Below are 19528 nucleotides of genomic sequence, written 5' to 3' on the forward strand. Positions count from 1 at the left end.
CATGGAAAAATCGGGGAATTCTAGTATTCAAAGGGGACAAGCTATTACATTTCGTCTCCCATCTGACACTCCTGATCACATTCTAAAGCAAATGCAAAAGTTAAAAGAAACAGAGAGAAGAAACTTTTCTAGCAAAATAGCAGAGTTTGTTATGGATGGTGTAAGTAACTCTTTATCCAAGGACAGAGAAACAATAACTATTCCGATGCCAAAACAGTTAAGCAAGGAACAGCGTAACTGGCTAAAGCACGCACATTCAGAAGCTATGCTAGGAAACATTGTCTATCATTTGTTGTCAGATCCTGTTCGGGCAATGTCTATTCTTGCCTCTCTTAACAGCAATGCTTTAGATATTGACCAAGCCCTGTACTTACAAACTGAGCCGACGGAAAATGTAAAAGATGAATTAAATACAAGTACTGACACTAATATATCGACTGAACAAGAGGAAAATCAACAAGAAATTCTTGCTGACGAATTAGAAGATGATTTGATGAACTTTGACTGGGAGCAAGTAAAACATGAGCAGACGTCCGCAGAAGAAGATTCAGAGGAGAATGTCGAAACCGAAAGTTTAGATGATTTACTTGGAGATTTTCTTTCGAGAATGAATAAGTAATAAGTGAAAAAATAAAATAAATTATGAAACCCCTGGAATGAGTGACACTTATTCCAGGGGTTTCTTTGGTTATACTTTTGAGAGATTTGGGGGGAAGTGTAAATAGATAAGGGGATGAAAAAAAGAGATTTTTCCTTAAAGCGAACCTATGTTAGAAACATTGCCGTTTATTCAAATAAACATGAATGTTTTAATGTTTTTTAAACACCGTGTCATAAATCCACAGGTAAACACTGAGACGAACTATAGTTGTAGTCATTATAATGGTAACGAAATACCTCGTATTATTAAACCCCACAAATGTAAAAACTGTAAAGTATCCATTAATTTTCTCGTGATTTGTAAAATATTAGTTAAAAGTCTGTAAAATTCCTATTTTAAATAATTCTTTATGTTCTAATAACTATGCGCCCAAATTTAAGAAAGAGGAGGCTGGGTATGAGTCAAATCGAGTTAGTTGGGATTTCGAAGTCATACGATAAACAACAAGACGTATTGGACGAAATCAATTTAACTATTGAAGAAGGTGAGTTCTTTGTCCTTGTTGGTCCTTCTGGATCTGGAAAGAGTACATTACTCAGAATGATTGCAGGACTGGAAGAAATCTCTGGAGGCATTTTAAAAATTAACGGTAAATCGATGAATCACATACCACCAAAGGATCGAAATTTATCAATGGTTTTTCAAAACTATGCCTTATATCCACATTTATCAGTGAAAGAGAATATTCTTTTTGGTTTAAAGGCGAAAAAAGTTGATAAACAAGAACGACAAAGAAGATTATTAGAAGCGGCTGAAATGATGGGACTAACTGAATTGTTAGAACGTAAACCAAGAGAGCTTTCCGGTGGTCAAAGACAACGTGTTGCATTAGCACGAACTATTGTCAGTCAAGCGCCACTTTGTTTGATGGATGAGCCACTTTCCAACTTGGATGCCAAGCTTCGAGCTAATATGCGGATCCAAATTCGTAGATTGCAAAAAAAAATAGGAATGACATTAATATATGTTACTCATGATCAAGTAGAAGCGATGACAATGGGTGACAGAATAATGGTTTTAAATGATGGGAAAATTCAACAGGTAGGTAAACCGATAACTCTTTATAATGAACCTACAAATCTATTTGTTGCTTCTTTTATAGGCTCTCCAAAGATGAATATAGGACTAGCCAAATTTTCAAAAGAAAACAAGGAAATAATTGTTGAAAATCAACTGCATATTCCGGTTGATTCTGCATTTGTAAAGGATATACACGTACATAAACAGTTAACTATTGGTATCCGGGCGGAGCATTTAAAGCCTGGTACAAATGAAAATAAAGATCACTTTTTGGAAGTGGTCAATGTGGAACAATTAGGAAATGAAACATCGATTGCATTTGACGTTGGGTCAGAATTATGGACGGCTAAGTGGCCAGGGCAATGGTCCATTCATGTAGGTCAAAAAGTGCCTGTACAAATATTGCCGGAAAATCTACTATTCTTTAATTCTGAAACAGGCGAATTAATTCAATCTGCTCTGAAAGATAAAGAACAAGAGGTTTTTGCCACATGAGCATGACTAACGCAGCTCAAATAAATGAAACCACTGTATTTGACATGGAGCCAGTAAAAAAGAAACAACGAATCAAAAGCTTTATGAAAGGTATGGCTTTTTTATTACCATCCATTATTTTATTTAGCGTTTTCTTATTTTATCCGATGTTTCGTACTATTTATCTAAGCTTTTTTTTAACGAAAGCTAACGGAGATCCAACTGTATTTGTTGGTTTGGAAAACTATATAAATATGTTTAGCTCGCCGATTTTTCTAAAAAGTATGAAGTCAACGTTTTTGTTTGTTCTATATACAGTTCCTGCATCAGTAATCATTAGTTTATTTCTCTCTATTATTGCGAATGAAAAACTGAAAGGGATTGGCTTTTTCCGAACGATGTATTCCTCAACGATGGGAGTATCTGTTGCAGCTGCATCTGTATTTTGGTTGTATTTATTTAACCCATCAATGGGATTACTTAACCAAGTATTAGGATCGTTTGGGATTGAAGCAATTGGATGGCTAACAGACCCAAAATGGGCTCTCCTATCTGTATCTATCACTACGATTTGGATGAATATTGGATTTACTTTTTTAATTTTGTTAGGTGGTTTGCAATCTATTGATTCATCTTTATACGAAAGTGCTGATATTGAAGGTGCAGGATATTTATACAAATTAAGAAGAGTAACTATTCCGATGTTGTCTCCGACCATGTTTTTTGTAATTACGGTGACGATTATTAATGCTTTTCAATCCTTTGGGCAAATCGATATCTTAACACAGGGCGGTCCAATAAATGAAACTAATTTAATCGTTTACTCGATTTATCGAGAAGCTTTTGTGAATTATAAATTTGGATCCGCGAGTGCTCAAGCAATTGTATTATTTATCCTAATTTTATTGATGACAGCATTGCAATTTAAGCTTGGGGAAAGGAAGGTTCACTATCAATGACCATATCTAAAAGCCGAAGCGTCATTTTATATGTAATACTGATCCTTTCAGCTCTTATTGTAGTAGGACCCATGATTATGGCCATTGTGATGAGCTTCATGACCAATAAAGATATATTAACCGGTAGTATGCCTAGTACATTTACTTTAGATAACTATGTTCGTGCATTCGAACGCTTTCCTTTATTTCAGTATTTATTTAATAGTTTAGTAGTTTCAATTGTAATTATGATTGGCCAACTTGTCTTATCTAGTTTGGCTGCTTATGCTTTTGTTTTTCTGGAGTTTAAAGGAAGAGATTTATTATTTTACTTATTTATCGCAACGATGATGGTGCCATTTGAAGCATCGATTATTCCTAACTTTCAAATCATCCGTGATTTAGGGTGGATTGATACTTATTCAGGCTTGGCGGTACCATTCTTTGCAACAGCCTTTGGTACATTTTTGCTGAGGCAAAACTTTAAACAAATACCAAAGGAGTTGAGAGAAGCCAGTCAAATTGCAGGTATGGGTGATTTTAAATATTATTTAACCGTCGTTTTGCCGGTATCCAGGGCTAGTTTAGTGACATTGGGTATTTACGGATTTTTATCCTCTTGGAATATGTACTTATGGCCACTACTTTCGACGACAAATGATAAGGTTCGTACTGTACAAATCGGCTTAAAACAATTACAAACCCAGGAACAATTAAACGAATGGGGTGTCATAATGGCAGGTGCTGTCATTGTTATTATTCCAACATTAATTCTATTGTTCTTCGGACAGAAAAAGCTTCAAAAAGGATTAACGGAAGGTGCTTTAAAATAATCTAACAAAAAGGGAGAATAAACAATGAAAAAACTACTCGCATTCCTTACACTTGGTCTTCTTTTATTTTTAGCAGCATGTAGTTCAGAAGGAGGTTCTGCAAAAGAACCTGGAAATAATGGAGATACATCTGATTCAGCAGAAAATGCAGAAAAACAAGAGGTAACTTTTTGGCATTCTATGGGTGGAGCTGGTCAGGAAGCATTGAACAAAATTGTGGAAGAATACAATACGTCTCAAGATGGTATTCAAGTAAATGCTGAATATCAAGGAACTTATGACGAATCATTAACCAAGTTTAATGCAGTTGCCGGTTCAGATAGTGCACCTTCAGTAATTCAAACGTTTGAAATTGGAACAATGTCAATGATCAATAGCGGACAAATCACGCCAATTCAAGAGTTCGTTGATGCGGATAGCTATGATATGAGTGGCTTAGAAGAAAATATTACTAATTACTATTCTTTAGATGGTAAATTCTATTCAATGCCGTTTAACTCATCAACACCTGTTATGTATTACAACAAAGATGCATTTAAAGCGGCAGGACTTGACCCAGAGACTCCACCAGCAACATACGAAGAAGTAGAAGAAGCAAGCAAAAAAATCGTTGAATCTAATCCGGAGATGAAAGGTTTTGCATTACAAGCATATGGTTGGTTATGGGAGCAATTATTAGCTAACCAAGGTGCATTATTATTGAATAATGATAATGGACGTACGGATACTCCTACTGAAATTGGTTGGACTGAAGAAGAAGGTAAATCCATTTTAGAATGGGTAAAACGTATGGTTGATGATGAAACATTTGCTAACTATGGTACAAATGGAGATAACATGATGGCTGGTTTCTTAGCAGGTGATGTGTCCATGTTTTTACAATCTTCTGCTAGTTCAAGAGATGTTATTGATAATGCGCCATTTGAAGTAGGAATTGCTTACTTACCACATCCAGAAGATAAAGAACGTCAAGGTGTTGTTATCGGTGGGGCAAGTCTTTGGATGATTGATGGTAAATCAGAAGAAGAACAAAAAGCTGCTTGGGAGTTCATGAAATACTTACAAACTCCAGAAATCCAAGCCGAGTGGCATGTTGGTACAGGTTACTTTGCTATCAACCCAGGTGCATATGAAGAACAAGTTGTAAAAGATGCTCATGCTGAAAAACCACAATTACAAGTTACAGTTGACCAGTTACAAGATACAAAAGCTTCTTATGCAACACAAGGGGCCTTAATGGATATGCTTCCAGAAGGCCGTAAAATTATGGAAACTGCTCTTGAAAAGATTTATAATGGCGGAGATGTAGATGAAGCTTATAATACTGCCGTTGAACAATTTAATGTTGCCATTGAACAGGCAAATGCTGCAAGAGGCGAGTAAATAAATTCCAAGAATAAAATTCAAGAGAAAAAAGTATGCTTGTCCATACTTTTTTCTCTTATTTTTTCTAATTTTGTTTATTATGATTATGAAATAAAAAACAGAAAGAAGATAGAGAATGACTATCCTTTAGAAATGAGCGGGAGTAATTGACTAAAAAAAGTATTTTAATTACTATTCTGTCCATAGTAGCAATCGTCTCTATTTTAGGGATACTTAGAACTAATATAGTAAACGAATCCAATATAATTTCAAACAAAACGTTGTATGTTACGCAGTCTGTAACAGATTCACCAAAAATAATTGCACATCGCGGTGCTAATGACCGAGTAAATGAAGAGACGATAACAGCTTATAAAGTTGCGGCACAAGATGGTGTTGATGCTTTAGAAATTGACTTACGTATGACAAAAGACGGTTCACTAATCGCATTGCATGATAAAACCATTGACCGTACAACGAGTGGAAACGGGGAAGTTATAGATTATTCTTTGGAAGAAATCAAATCTATTCCAACTATTGGCATACACAATGGTCAAACATTATCGGAAGAAATACCAACATTGGATGAAATCATTGCAACTTTTACCGATACAGAACATTACTATATTGAGACAAGGTTGGTTAATGGTGAATTAAAGATGGAGGAAGACTTAATCAAATTGCTCAAAGAAAATAATTTAATATCAAAAGGATTGGTTACGATTCAATCCTTTTCCAACCAAAGCTTAAGCAAAATACATGAACTAGAACCTGAAATCCCCTTAACTTTGTTATATAGTAAAGGGGAATTTGATCTAAAAGATGCTGTATTCTCTCCTTATCCATTCATAGGTATTGAATCGACCGATGTAACGTTAGATGTTGTAAATGAACTACATCAAAATGGAAAAGAAGTTCATGTGTACTTTATAGATAAAGAAACACAAAAGAATGAGCAAGAACGTGTCAAAGCATTCAATGTTGATGGATACTTTACGGATTATATTGAATATACAAAAGAACTGCTGCAATAATGACAGTGCATGTTGCATCGCAAAAATGCAAAATTATAGAGATCCCGGATTGGTTCCTGCAAATTAAAATATTAATAAAACCAATAAAAAAATCCGAATTCCGACTATTAAAGTTAGAATCCGGACTATTTAAAACTTCAAAACATCAGCGACCCTGTGCTAAAAACATCCGCGTTAATTCAAAATAAGCACCCAAAACGGGTGCTTATTTTGTCATATAACTATTTGTAGCCTAAGTTTTATTTCTTTCTACGGATTAATGACTTATTGACTTGGCTCATGGACGAGCATCCTGTTAACGCCAAGGAGGTGTCAATATCATTTATAAAGTCCTTTAGAACGTGTCGAACACCTTGTTCCCCTGCAACAGCTAATCCATAGACAAAGGGTCTGCCTAGTAAAACCGCTGAAGCACCAAGAGCACGTGCTTTAATAACGTCTGATCCTCTTCTAATTCCACTGTCTAACAAGATCGGTATTCTACCCTGAATTACATCAGCAATAGGAGGTAAGGCTTCTAATGAAGAGATACAACCATCAAGTTGTCTACCACCATGATTGGAAACAATTAGTCCATCCACCCCGTAATCCAGTGCCTTAGATGCATCTTCTTCGTGAAGAATACCCTTTAATAAGATTGGTAGAGAGGTATGCTTTTTAATCGTGCGTAAGTCTTCCCATGTTAATGAAGGATTAAATAATACTTCCCCTATTTTTTCTATAACTCCCTTGTCATCAGAAGAAGGGCGAGTTTTGAATCTCTCTAGAAAAACAGGATCATTTAAATAGTTAGCTGATCCCTTTCCTAGTTTAAGAGGAGAGTATCCATTATTTAAGTCTCGTTCTCGGTTTCCGATTAAAGATGTATCAACCGTAATCACGATAGCTGAGTAACCTGCTTTTTCTGCCCGTTTAACCATGCTTATTGCTAACTCCTCATCCTTAGACCAATATAATTGAAACCAGCGAGGGGTATCTCCAAGATGATTAGCAATTTCCTCAAGTGAATGAGATGTAAAAGTACTAGCGATAAACGGCACCCCGTGGTGGGCAGCAGCCCGTGCTGAAGCTAGCTCTCCTTCTGGATGGAAGATGCTTTGTACACCAACAGGAGCTATTGCGAAAGAATTAGGAAATGTAGTACCTAATATTTTGGAGGAAGTATCCCGAATGTTGACGTCATTTAAATATTTAGGGACGATTTGCCAACTTTCAAAAGCATCAATATTAGCTTTTAACGTAATCTCATTGCCAGATCCACTATGAACATATGTAAAAGGGCCGTTTTCTATAGACTCAGCGGCCATTTTTTCTAATAGTGAAACAGAATGGGGTAATTCTAGATTAGAAATAGAATTTGTCATTGGTATCTTCCTTTCTTACCTCCTTGGATGTGTAAAAAGAGTTTATCGTCACATTAACTTGATTTTTTGCCAAGATAAGCTTCTACGACTCTTGAATCTTCTAATAAACTTTTAGCCTCACCATTGATAATTACTTTCCCGGTTTCCATCACGTAACCATAATCGGCGACTTTAAGAGCTTGTTTTGCATTTTGTTCTACCAGAAGGACTGTCGTTCCATTCTCCTTTATTTCTCGGATCATTTTAAAAATATCAGCTACAATTAATGGAGCTAATCCCATAGAAGGTTCATCTAGTAATAATAACTTCGGCTTGGAAAGTAAAGCTCTAGCTATAGCGAGCATTTGTTGTTGTCCGCCTGAAAGTGTCCCTCCAAGTTGTTCTTTTCGTTCTTTTAAAATAGGAAATTGGGACATTACTTCTTCAATATCTCTTTTTATCTCTTTATCATTTCGATGGTAAGCACCCATTTCTAGATTTTCCATAACGGTCATACTGGATAATATTGCTCTACCTTCAGGTACAAGAGCAATTCCTTTTCTTAGAAGCTGATCGGGTCTAAGTCCAGTAATATTTTCCCCTAAGAATTCAACTGTTCCATGCTTTGGTTTCAATAATCCAGAGATAGTTTTCATCGTCGTCGTTTTTCCTGCGCCGTTTGCACCAAGAAGAGTTACGACCTGACCTTGTTCCACTTCAAGGCTTACGCGTTTAAGAGCCTGGATTTTTCCGTAAAAAGTTTCAATGTCCGTTACTTTAAGCAATCTCGTCGTCCTCCTCTGCACCGAGGTATGCCTCAATAACTTCTTGGTTGTTCTGGATTTCCGCAGGTGTTCCTTCTGCAAGTTTCTTCCCAAAATTCAAAACGGTAATTCTATCACAAAGTTTCATAACAAAGGGCATATCGTGTTCGATTAATAGCACTGTAACGCCTCTTTTTTGTACTTTTTTTATTAAATCAAATAGGCTTTCTGTTTCGGTTTCATTCATTCCAGCTGCCGGCTCATCTAACAGTAACAGTTTCGGGTTACTAGCCAAAGCTCTGGCAATTTCAAGTCTTCTTTGTTGTCCGTATGCTAAATTTTCAGCGATAGAGTCTTGAAACTTAGATAAGCCTACTAGTTCTAATAGTTCTAATGCAACATCATGAGAATTAGTTTCTTCTTTACGTTGCGATTTAGTTCTCAAAACACTTTTTATCACACCTGATTTACTGCGGCAATGGCCTCCAACTAAAACATTTTCGAGTACCGACATTTGCGAAAAAAGTCGGATATTCTGGAATGTACGACAAATTCCTTTATCGGTAATTTTATGAGGTTTAAGGCCTGATATTTTTTCACCAAGAAAGCTGATCTCTCCAGAAGTAGGGGAGAACATGTTCGTAATCACATTAAATAAGGTCGTTTTACCAGCACCATTAGGTCCGATTAAACCGAATATTTCACCCTCATTAATCTGGAAGGATACATCTGTTAAAGCGGAGATCCCGCCAAAGTTTTTAGTTATATTTTTTAGTTCCAATACCAAGGCTGCCCCTCCTTTTTAACTTTAATTTCCTTTTGAACCACTTTAGAAGAGACACATCTATAATTCCTTGAGGACGGAATGCCATCATGGCAATAAGGATTACACCATAAATCATATAACGGTAATCACTTATAAATCGTAAAGCCTCAGGTAAAATGGTCATAAATGTTGCTCCGAATATCGCACCCCAGATTAATTCACTACCACCAAATATGGAGAAGATAAGGATATCTATTGCGCGGTGATAGGCAAAGTCAGCAGGACTGATATAGGCCATTACATGGGCATACAAGGCACCAGCAAAGCCAGCCAAAATGGCTCCTTGCGTAAAGGACAGAACTTTATAATAGGTAATATTTATTCCCATGGACTCTGCAGCTTTTTCATCCATTTTAATGGCTGCAAAAGCCCTTCCAACACGTGATTTATTTTGTCTAATAAAGAACCATACGAGTAAAATGTTCACTAATAATAAGATCAACACGACTAGTAAATAAATAAATTGATTGTTCTTTAACCCGAGCATGTCAGGATCGAATCCTGTAAGCTTAAAGGTCTTAAATAGTTCTCTTCCTAGATGTGGAATACCAGATAGACCTATGGAGCCCTGTGTAATAGAATCCCAATTAACAAAGATTACCCGAATAACTTCACCAAAACCTAAGGTAGCAATGGCCAAATAGACTCCAGATAGTCTAAGCGCAGGAATACCAATTAGAATCCCAAATACACCTGCCACAACTGCACCTAAGATGATGCCTAGGAAAATTGGAAGATCAAAGTTAATTGTTAATAAGGCGGAAGTATAAGCCCCGATACCCATAAAACCTGCATTTCCTAAAGATAGTTGACCTGAGGAAAGAGTAATGTAAATACTTATTCCTAGAATTATATTAATAAGAATAAAAGAGACTATTTGTAAATGATATGGATTTATAATATCTCCTAACATCCCATCATCACCTTCCTGCCTCAGCGGTATTCTTACCAAAAATCCCCTGTGGTCGTAAGAGAAGAATGAATATGATTGTTATAAAGGCAACCGCATCACGATATCCGGAGTCACCGTAGGCAACAATCATCGTTTCAGCAAGACCAAGAAGTAATCCTCCTGCCATTGCTCCTTTGACATTCCCCATTCCACCTAAAATAATAATTGCTAAACCCTTTAGCCCCATTGATAATCCCATTTGGGGGTTAACGGAGTTAAATGCCATTCCAACTAAAATACCAGCGATCCCCCCAAGTGCAGAAGCAAGAATTACTGTTGTTGTTATCGTTCGTTTTGTATTCACACCAAGCAGACTTGCAGTTTCTAAATTTTCTGCTGTAGCACGAAGAGCTTTCCCAGCTTTCGTTTTGGAAAGCCAATAAGAGAGTACAACCATTAATGTAATAGATATGACAAATATTAAAATTTGTACAAGATAAACGGTTATGGAACCAATTTGAAATTGAATCTGCGCAAAAGAATGGCGGAAGGGATGGTTACCAGCCCCAAATATATGATGGGAGAGATTCTCCAATAAAATAGAAACTCCGATCGTACTTATTAAAGGAGCAAGATGTGAAACACCCTGTTTACCGCGAAGAGGGCGTAATGCAATACGCTCAAGCATATAACCTAAAATAACTGTGACTCCAATTGCAGCAATGAACGCAATCCACAATGGCAATCCTAATACACTTGTTATTAGTACCCCAATAAAAGCCCCAATCATAAAAATCTCGCCATGTGCCATATTAATAATGCCAAGTACACCAAATACAAGAGTGAAACCTAGGGCAACAATGGCATAAATGCTTCCAAGTGTTATTCCATTGATTATTTGTTCTAATAGCAAGAAATCTCACCCTTTCAAATTAGGTAAGGGCAAGTTACCCTTACCTGTATTTGTACAAAATGGCTAAGTGTAAACCTACTTACTCAAATAGTTGGAATGTCCCATCCTTAATAATGAGTACTGTTGGTTCCATGATGACATCGCCATCTTCATCAAATGAAAATTTCCCAAGTATACCGTCTAAATCCTTTATCTCAGCAAGAGCATCACGAAGTGCGTCTCTATCAGCTACTCCAGCATTCTTCAAGCCCTCAGCCATAATATAAAGTGCATCATACGCTTGTGCAGCAAATTGATCTGGTTTATGACCATATTCAGTTTCATACTTTTTAACGAAATCTTGCACTTTTGGATCATCCTTTTCACCAAACCAAGGAGTTGCAACTATTAAGCCTTCTGATGCTTCTCCAGCTATTTCTATAACTTGTGGAGAGTTATATCCATTTCCTCCTACAAAGGGTAAATCAATTCCCATTTTTCTTGCTTGATCCATAATAACCGCACCTTCATTGTAAAGAGCTGAAGCTAAGATCAAATCTGGTTGAAGATCCTTGATTTTTGTTAGTTGTGCATTATAATCGGATTGGCCTTTCTGGAAAGTTTCAATTGTTAAAATTTCTAGGCCCATCTTTTCTGCTTCTGCTTTCATCGTGTCAAATCCCGACTGTGTAAACAAATCGTCATTTCCGTATAAAATTGCAACCTTTTTTGCCCCATATTTATTCACTGCTTTTTCTAAAGCTGCGGGTATTGCTAGGGATTCAGGTATCGAATTTCTAAAAACATACTCACCAATCTGTGGAATGCCTGCAGCAGTTGTAGAAGTTCCCATGATAGGAATTCCGTTTATGTCTGCTTCTGGTCCAACAACATTCATTTCAGTACTTAAAGTTGGTCCAAGTAAAGCTACAATATCATCTGAACTCATCAGTTTTTGAGCAACAGTCAATGCTTGGTCTTGTTTCCCGGCAGAATCTTCAATAATAAGCTCTATCTTCACATCGCCTTTTTCATTGATCTCATCTAGGGCTAAGTTAAATCCATTTGTGATGGCTTCCCCGTAAGCTGCCCCAGGTCCGGTCATATAGGATATAACGCCTATTTTTGCTGAAACAGGACCTCCAGATTTTTCACTTGTAGCATTTGTAACATCCTCACTACATGCAGCTAACATAACTACCATTAGAACTGAGATTAATAGATATACTTTTTTAAAACTATTTCTCATCTCTCTACCCCCTATAAATTCTTTAACGTACAGTTCTATTAAATCCAATAAACCACTTAAAGTAAAGTGATTATTCAGAATTATTTAAAATATCCACGCAAAAAGTAGTGTTAGATTAAATAGCTCCCTGTTTTCAAAGAAGACGATCATTTGTTTCCGAGACAGGGACGCGATTTTAGTGAGGGAAATACTTGTTTTATCTAATAATGATTGCTCCAAAAAACTATTAGTCTAACATGCCTGTTATTTAGGAATTACCTTTTAATGATGAGAGGAATTTCCAGATAAATGTCGAACTATTAATTTATAGTAGGTTAGTAAATTGTCTTTAATCTAATTTTGATCCAAGGGGTGGGAAAATTGGTTAAAATCTTTGATTCAATTTATGTAAATAATGCTCAAAAAATTGTTCTCGAATTAAAAGACATTACTCCAAAAGGATATACAGAAAATTATAGAAGGAAATTATTTTGCTCTACAGAGGGGTGCAATGCGAAGTTATCGTTTGTCGCAAAGTCTGGGAATAGAAGTTATCTAAGAACTTGGAGGTATAGCTTACATTCCAAGCATTGCCTACATTTTTTTGATAAAGAAGAAGGGGAAAGCAGTGGTAAGAGGCCTAATGTACAAATTGGTGTGGTTTATGGTGACCAAATGAATAGATCGCAAAAAGAAGCATTTGAGTTGGAAGTGTTGAGTGAAGAGGAAAGAGTAAAACGATTAGAAGATAAAAGTAGACAAAGAAATAATAGAAATAAACGATTAAGGAAAAGAAGCACATCAGAACAACTCACTATTCATATGATTCTTGATCCTAGTAAGTTAACGGAGGACTCTCCAAAATTAAAAGCGAGATTGTACAAAAGAGATGTAGACACATTAAAGAAAAATGACTTGGGTCAAGCTAGAACGTTGATAGGTAAAATACAGAGTGTAAATTATTCGGAGCAAAATGCAATTGTAAGGATTTTTAAAAACAATACGTATATGAATGTGAAATTTGAAAAAGCATTTTTTGCTTCAGCACCAACATACATTAATTTGTTTCCGTATATTCAGCGTTTTTCCGAACAGAATGATTTTGCTATATTCTGCGCTACTGGTGAAGTTAGAAAAAATATAGATAATGATGAATTTGAATTAATCGTATTTAATAAAGAAGGATTATTAATTCACGGAATGACCTTGCCCTCATTAGTAGCTTCTTATGCGACACAACAACTTTCGTTTTAAGATACCTTCATCATTAATACGAAAAATACTCAAGAACTCTTCAGTTAGAAATAGATTAAGGGTTTGGAGTTTCTGTAAGAGTAATAGCTCGTGTAGATACTCCATATAAAGCGAACCTGTGTTAGAAAAATTCATGTTTTTTTAACACATGGTCATAAATCTAATGGATGGTGTGAGTAACCCCTTATCCAAGGGTAGAGAAACAAATAACTATTCCGATAGAACAGCGTAATTGGCTAAAAAACGCACATTCAGAAGCTATGCTAGGAAACATTGTAAATCATTTGTTGTCAGATCCTGTTAAGTGCAATGTCTATTCTTGCCCCTCTTAACAGTAATACTTTAGATATTGACCAAGCCGACGGAAAATCAACAAGAAAATCTTGCTGACGAATTAGAAGATGATTTGATGAACTTTGACTTGGACCAAGTAAAACATGAGCAGACGTCCGCAGAAGAAGATTCAGAGGAGAATGTCGAAACCGAAAGCTTAGATGATTTACTTGGAGATTTTCTTTCGAGAATGAATAAGTAATCAGAGAATAAACAAAAGATGAAACCCTTGGATTGAGTAACACTTATACCAGGGGTTTCTTTTTTTATATTCTTTAAAGCGACCCATTGTAGAAACATTCTAATAGGTGTTAGTTTTTAGAACCAAAATTAATACCAGAAAATATATAAGGAATAGCTGATTTGATGAATTCTTCCGGCGATAACTGCTTACTATTTCTTCTCCATTCTACAGAAGCCCCGTAAATTCCCCAGCTTAATATGACTGCGGTAATATTTAGAGCTTCATCTTCTTCAGTTTTATTTTGTTTTAACAACATTTTGTAAAAAATAATTTCGAGCTGTTCCCTAATGATAATGGCAATTGTATCTTCGTACCCTCTATGACAACGAGTGGATAAAGACTTTTGAAAGTTCGTTATAGCTATGAAGATATTAATAATCGATTCTTCATTTAGTTCGTTTTTCTCGTAGATATTACTATTCAAATTAATCAATAATACTTCTGATAGTACCATTTCTAATAAGTCATATATATCTTGGAAATGATAATAGAATGTGGCGCGATTAATCATAGCCTCTGTTGTAATATCCTTAACGGTAATATCCTTGAAATCTTTTTTACCCGAAAGTTCAATGAAAGAATCCATGATTAATTTGCGAGTACGTAGAACTCGGGGATCCGTTTTTGATTGAACCATATCACTATCCCTCCTATTTTTTAAACAATTTTCTCAAAGTGTTGTATAAACAACAAATCCAATGAACTATTGGTATGCCGTTGCTTTCATTATGGATAAAATACAATTATCAGGCAAATATGATGCTTGTTTAAAAAACACATTCATTTTTAGGAGGAGAGTTTAACATGATTAAAATTGGTATTATTACTGGAAGTACAAGAGATTCAAGAGTAAATATTCAAGTGGCAGAATGGGTGAAATCAATCGCAGATAAAAGAACGGATGTTGAATTTGAGTTGGTAGATATTAAAGATTATAACCTACCAAGATACAATGAATCAGTTCCAGCTATTATGACACAAGACTATCAAACTCCAGAAGCACATCCATGGTCTAAAAAAATTAGTGAGCTCGATGGGTTTGTTTTCGTCACTCCTGAATATAACAAAGCTGTTACGTCTGGATTGAAAGATGCAATTGACTATCTATACGTGGAATGGAATAACAAAGCAGCCGGGATTGTAAGTTATGGGTCTACTCTTGGAGTTACGGCAGCTAACAACTTGCGTTTAATTTTAACAGTACCGGCAGTTGCAACAGTACGAACACAACCTGCATTCAGCCTCTTTACTGACTTTGAAAATATGTCAACCTTTAAACCAGCACCGTTTCATGAAGAAACCGTTCAAAATATGTTGAATGAGGTCGTGGCTTGGTCTACTGCATTAAAAACAATTAGAAACTAATGAAGAAACTCTTTAAAGCGAGGTATTAGAGACTTACTTCCTTTTCCTCGCTAATTTTAAATAGAAATGGAGGAATATGAATTGAAAAACAATAATATGGTATGTGATTTAGAAACAGGTGTATGTGGAGTAGCTGGAGAGGAAGAAATAGAGGTTATTGATTTTAATCAACCCCAAAAATCGATTAATCTCTATTATGTGACGGATCCTATTTGCTCTCATTGCTGGGCAATTGAACCTGTTCTTCGTCGTTTTAAAGAGCAGTATGGACACTATTTTAATGTCCATACGGTAATGGGGGGGTTACTGGAAAAATGGCATGATGGACCCATTGATCCTGCAAATGGGATTTATAAACCTGCGGACGTTGCTGGCCATTGGAGAGAAGTGGGGGAATATTCCCGCATGCCAATTGATGGGAGTCTAATGATTGACAATCCCGTTCAATCATCCTACCCGCCCTCTCGAGTATTTAAAGTGATTCAAAAACATCATAATGATAAATTAGCCTATGAATATCTACGTCGTGCCAGAGAAGCCCTTTTCGCATTTAATCAAAATATTTCGGATAAATCCGTTCTAATTGACATCGTGAACAGTATCCAACTTGATGGAGAAGCTATTGTAAATGAAGCTGAACAACCAATCAGTCAACAATTATTGAATGAAGATTTTAGCCTTGTTAGAAGCCTTGGGGCGAGAGGTTTTCCAACTATCATCATGATGAATGAGGAAAATAAAGGAGTTAAAATTGTTGGTGGCCGCCCATTTGAATACTATGTGGACGGATTAAAACAAGTTCTAAATGTGGAAGAACTACAACCGAAACAACAGCCTTCCCTTTCTAGCTTGCTTGAAAAGGAAAAACTTCTGTTTTCAAAAGAAATTGAAGTGATGTATGATGTTGATCAGTCAGATATTAACAGTTTTATTGAAAAAGAACTCTCGCCAAATAGTTTTCAAATGAAGGAAATTCTAGGTGAATTATATGTTACTACTACAAAGTGAGGTAGAATGACAATGGCTTATGTATTACAAGTAGATTTTAAAATGACTGGACCATTCGGAGATGAAATGGCGGTGGCTTTTTCCGATTTAGCGAAAAGTATCAATGAAGAAGATGGCTTCATGTGGAAAATCTGGACAGAAAGTCCCGAAACGAATGAAGCCGGTGGAATTTATCTTTTCGAAACAAAAGAAACAGCCGAAAAATATATAGATATGCATTCTAAACGACTAGGTGGCTTTGGAATAACAGAAGTCAACGCAAAGATTTTTGCTATCAATTCTAAACTTACCGAGATCACTAAAGGTCCAGTAAAATAAATAAAAAACGGTAAAGTATTTTTATTATTGTTTACTGGTTGGATTTAATTACTAATAAAATGGTAGGCGAGTAGCTCAGGTTTGCTACTCTTTTTTATTTTCCATAAAAACTCCGACAGCTTTTTCTGGCCGGCGCTATCAAGCTCCGAAGATACAAATTCGGCAGTTATATTCTTTTAAATTACTTAAAAAATATAATTCTCAGCCTTGAGTGACATTACAAATTGCAGGCGTTAATACAGCTAGATAAACTACGAATGTTTTTGGAAAACAGAATACAATAAACACACAAAAGATGCTTGGAGAAATATTCAAGCGTTTTTTGTGTGTTTAATTCACTTTTACACTTGCGTTACTTGCACTGTTTTGGAATGCTTAAAATAATTTGATTAAGTGAGTTTTGGGACTAACATCTTTCTAATAGAATTAGAGTCAGTTTTGTAGAATTTGAATCCTTATAAAGGATAGACTGGAAATTAAAAAACAGAAATGGAAATTGGTAAAATGTTATAATTATATATAAAAGAATGAAAGACTTGAAAAGTAAAGGAGATCGTAGTCTTGGATATTGAACTACTATGGCATAAATTAGGTGAAATAGGTGGAAATAACGAGAGTAAATTTGACTATAATTATATTAATAAATTTATATTAGAAAATCCAACAAAATTAGTCTCAGATTTAGATGGCATCTTTTATTCTTTAACCAAACAAAGAATGAAACAATTGGCTGAAGTTTACAGAAAAGAAGAATTATCCTCAACTATAATGAATGCAACAAATCTTAAGAACGTATGGATACAAATTAAACTACAGTTAAATTGCTCAATGATGGAATACAATGCTGCAATGGACTTTTGTAAGATTAGTGATGAGAAGTTTCAACGCGAGCTTACCATGAGTGATGCTCAAAAAGCTGTTAAGAATCTTACTTTTATCGCAGAAATCTGGTTGAATCAGAAAATGGACTTGGAGAGTGCGATAAAACCAGATACGTGGGAAAAGGAAACTGCGGTAACGGTTATAGAGGCAGAAAGTCCAGAAAATATACGAACAAACGAAGAGAGTAAGTTCTTATCCATGTTGAGTGTTTTACAGTCTTCTTCAAAAGAATCTGTAGTAAGTGCTGATTCTTTTGGTAGTCTTCGTGATTATATGCATGTGGAAAGATCTATACAATTGGAACTTGTGAAAGTACTAACTGAAATAAGGGATGCAGGAAAACCAAGTTTAATACTTTTATGTGGAAGTGTAGGAGATGGGAAAAGTCACCTCTTAGCTTTTATGAAAGAAAAATTTGGGGACCTGTTGGATGGTGTAGTTGTCCACAATGACTCCACCGAATCATTTGATCCAGACCAAAATTCATTGGAAACACTTGAACAAGTATTATCCCCTTTTGAAAATGGAAATGTTGCAGAAAAATCAACTATTATCGCAATTAATTTGGGGGTATTACACAATTTTTACCGTCGTCAACGTGAGGCGTGCAAGTTTACAGCGTTATGTGATTTTATTGAATCATGTGGGATATTTGATAAAAGTCAGGAATCAGTTAACAAAGAAGGGATATTCCAGTTATTAAACTTTGCCGAAACCCAACCATATACCCTAACGAAAATTGGAACGAAGTCTCCATTCTTTTTAAATTTAATTAATAAAATAACTAACCAAAATAACGACAATCCATTCTATAAAGCGTGGAGACATGATAAAGAAAATGGCATATCCAGTGTAGCTCATGAGAACTATTACTTACTATTGCAATCTGATATAAAAGATTCCATTATTCAGTCACTGATTGAAGCAATAATAAAACAAAAAGTATTTATTTCTACAAGGACTTTTTATAACTTTCTATATGAAATAATAGTACCGGTTCATAATCAAATAAATCTAGAGGTGACCACTGTTAACGTGGAAGATATGCTCCCCAATCTTATTTATGGACATCCTGATCGATCTCCCCTTTTAGCTGCGTTAAATGAAGTGGATCCATTAAGAACTAGGTTGGAGGCAGCGGATAGACTTGTTACGGATTTTATCCTTAGTTCTGACCCGGCCTTGTTTGTAACAGAAAATTTAGGGGAAGATTCTCAGCTTGGTGCTTGGAAAGAAGTAAATAAATCTATTGAAAGAGGTCAACAAATAGAATACTCCCGACTATTAATTCGTCATCATGAACTGATAAATAAAAAGGGCTATGATGAAACGTATATGGAATTTATAAGTTATCTGTACTCCTTCTATAAAGGAGATGAAGAAGAAATAGGAAAACTTTTCTACTTACTTGAGAAAGTGATTTATGCATGGAAGGGTTCGCCAAAAGATGGTTTCATATTTATGGATTCACCAAATAAAGATTTTCGAATGGCTATTCAGATAGATATCGAACCTATAGTAGATGAACAAACATTTGGTTCTGCTGCTGATAAGGATGAGATAGACCAATTCTCTTCAATTATTCGGATTGGATTTAGTCAAAATGGAGGAGAATATTTGTTTGAACTCGATTACCAGTTGTATCTGTTGCTAAAAAAAGTAGGCGGTGGTTATAGACCTAATCGTCAAGATATACAAAATGGACTTCAGTTTTCAGAGTTTCACGATAAAATATTGAAATCAGCAGACAAAACGAAACATGTGTTACTCGTCCATAAAACTGATGGGGCAATTCTTGAGGTGAAAAAGCCTAAGTTTTCAAAAGCCAAGTTTGAAGTGGAGAAGGTAAATTGA

General features: G+C 35.6%; 19 protein-coding genes. 12 read left to right on the forward strand and 7 right to left on the reverse strand.

Annotated elements, in window-relative coordinates; genetic code table 11:
• The first annotated feature begins 1 nt into the window (after window position 1).
• The 6 genes from BMZ04_RS13235 (at window position 2) to BMZ04_RS13260 (ending at window position 6325) form a co-directional block, all read left to right on the forward strand.
• Window positions 2–619, forward strand: coding sequence for a hypothetical protein (locus tag BMZ04_RS13235; protein ID WP_093271340.1), 618 nt, complete (start codon window positions 2–4; stop codon window positions 617–619).
• 438 nt (window positions 620–1057) lie between these two features.
• A complete protein-coding gene (locus tag BMZ04_RS13240) occupies window positions 1058–2176 on the forward strand; it encodes an ABC transporter ATP-binding protein (protein ID WP_093271343.1) in 1119 nt (372 codons plus the stop codon).
• A 44-nt stretch (window positions 2177–2220) separates the two neighbouring features.
• Window positions 2221–3114 carry a carbohydrate ABC transporter permease gene (locus tag BMZ04_RS13245; protein WP_255367924.1) on the forward strand — a complete coding sequence of 298 codons (894 nt, stop codon included), beginning with the start codon at window positions 2221–2223 and terminating at the stop codon, window positions 3112–3114.
• On the forward strand, window positions 3111–3926 hold the full coding sequence (locus BMZ04_RS13250; RefSeq protein WP_093271346.1) for a carbohydrate ABC transporter permease: 816 nt from the start codon (window positions 3111–3113) through the stop codon (window positions 3924–3926). Before BMZ04_RS13245 ends, BMZ04_RS13250 begins: the two co-directional genes overlap by 4 nt.
• 24 nt (window positions 3927–3950) lie before the next feature.
• Window positions 3951–5309: an ABC transporter substrate-binding protein gene (locus BMZ04_RS13255; protein ID WP_093271349.1), complete on the forward strand. Its 1359-nt coding sequence runs from the start codon at window positions 3951–3953 to the stop codon at window positions 5307–5309.
• A gap of 149 nt (window positions 5310–5458) precedes the next feature.
• Window positions 5459–6325, forward strand: coding sequence for a glycerophosphodiester phosphodiesterase (locus BMZ04_RS13260; RefSeq protein ID WP_093271352.1), 867 nt, complete (start codon window positions 5459–5461; stop codon window positions 6323–6325).
• A gap of 239 nt (window positions 6326–6564) precedes the next feature.
• Here the strand turns inward: BMZ04_RS13260 and BMZ04_RS13265 are convergent, their stop codons facing one another.
• From BMZ04_RS13265 to BMZ04_RS13290, 6 genes are all read right to left on the reverse strand, one after another.
• Window positions 6565–7689, reverse strand: coding sequence for an alpha-hydroxy-acid oxidizing protein (locus BMZ04_RS13265; protein ID WP_093271357.1), 1125 nt, complete (start codon window positions 7687–7689; stop codon window positions 6565–6567).
• 53 nt (window positions 7690–7742) lie between these two features.
• Window positions 7743–8453: an ABC transporter ATP-binding protein gene (locus BMZ04_RS13270; protein ID WP_093271360.1), complete on the reverse strand. Its 711-nt coding sequence runs from the start codon at window positions 8451–8453 to the stop codon at window positions 7743–7745.
• Window positions 8446–9219, reverse strand: coding sequence for an ABC transporter ATP-binding protein (locus tag BMZ04_RS13275; RefSeq protein ID WP_093271364.1), 774 nt, complete (start codon window positions 9217–9219; stop codon window positions 8446–8448). Before BMZ04_RS13275 ends, BMZ04_RS13270 begins: the two co-directional genes overlap by 8 nt.
• Window positions 9191–10171, reverse strand: coding sequence for a branched-chain amino acid ABC transporter permease (locus BMZ04_RS13280; protein WP_093271367.1), 981 nt, complete (start codon window positions 10169–10171; stop codon window positions 9191–9193). The genes BMZ04_RS13275 and BMZ04_RS13280 overlap by 29 nt, the downstream gene beginning before the upstream one ends.
• A 7-nt stretch (window positions 10172–10178) precedes the next feature.
• Window positions 10179–11063, reverse strand: a complete 885-nt coding sequence (locus BMZ04_RS13285) for a branched-chain amino acid ABC transporter permease (protein ID WP_093271371.1) — start codon at window positions 11061–11063, stop codon at window positions 10179–10181.
• A 79-nt stretch (window positions 11064–11142) separates the two neighbouring features.
• Window positions 11143–12291 (reverse strand): ABC transporter substrate-binding protein, encoded by a 1149-nt coding sequence (locus tag BMZ04_RS13290; RefSeq protein WP_093271374.1) that lies wholly within the window; start codon window positions 12289–12291, stop codon window positions 11143–11145.
• Between the two features lie 360 nt (window positions 12292–12651).
• On the opposite strand from BMZ04_RS13290, the gene BMZ04_RS13295 reads away from it, so the two are divergent.
• Together BMZ04_RS13295 and BMZ04_RS13300 are read left to right on the forward strand one after the other, a co-directional pair.
• Entirely contained in the window at window positions 12652–13524 is an 873-nt protein-coding gene (locus BMZ04_RS13295) for a hypothetical protein (RefSeq protein WP_093271379.1), read from the forward strand.
• A gap of 349 nt (window positions 13525–13873) precedes the next feature.
• Window positions 13874–14059 (forward strand): hypothetical protein, encoded by a 186-nt coding sequence (locus BMZ04_RS13300; RefSeq protein ID WP_093271384.1) that lies wholly within the window; start codon window positions 13874–13876, stop codon window positions 14057–14059.
• A 109-nt stretch (window positions 14060–14168) separates the two neighbouring features.
• Here the strand turns inward: BMZ04_RS13300 and BMZ04_RS13305 are convergent, their stop codons facing one another.
• A complete protein-coding gene (locus tag BMZ04_RS13305) occupies window positions 14169–14738 on the reverse strand; it encodes a TetR/AcrR family transcriptional regulator (protein WP_093271389.1) in 570 nt (189 codons plus the stop codon).
• 167 nt (window positions 14739–14905) lie between these two features.
• Between BMZ04_RS13305 and BMZ04_RS13310 the strand changes: the two genes are divergently transcribed.
• From BMZ04_RS13310 to dptF, 4 genes are all read left to right on the forward strand, one after another.
• Entirely contained in the window at window positions 14906–15466 is a 561-nt protein-coding gene (locus BMZ04_RS13310; protein WP_093271393.1) for an NADPH-dependent FMN reductase, read from the forward strand.
• 81 nt (window positions 15467–15547) lie between these two features.
• Entirely contained in the window at window positions 15548–16474 is a 927-nt protein-coding gene (locus tag BMZ04_RS13315; RefSeq protein WP_093271398.1) for a DsbA family protein, read from the forward strand.
• Window positions 16475–16486: 12 nt separating this feature from the next.
• On the forward strand, window positions 16487–16792 hold the full coding sequence (locus tag BMZ04_RS13320; RefSeq protein ID WP_093271401.1) for a monooxygenase: 306 nt from the start codon (window positions 16487–16489) through the stop codon (window positions 16790–16792).
• Between the two features lie 561 nt (window positions 16793–17353).
• Window positions 17354–19528, forward strand: coding sequence for a DNA phosphorothioation-dependent restriction protein DptF (dptF, locus tag BMZ04_RS13325; RefSeq protein WP_093271406.1), 2175 nt, complete (start codon window positions 17354–17356; stop codon window positions 19526–19528).

Origin of the sequence: Psychrobacillus sp. OK032, assembly GCF_900111345.1 — a bacterium.
Lineage (GTDB): Bacteria > Bacillota > Bacilli > Bacillales_A > Planococcaceae > Psychrobacillus.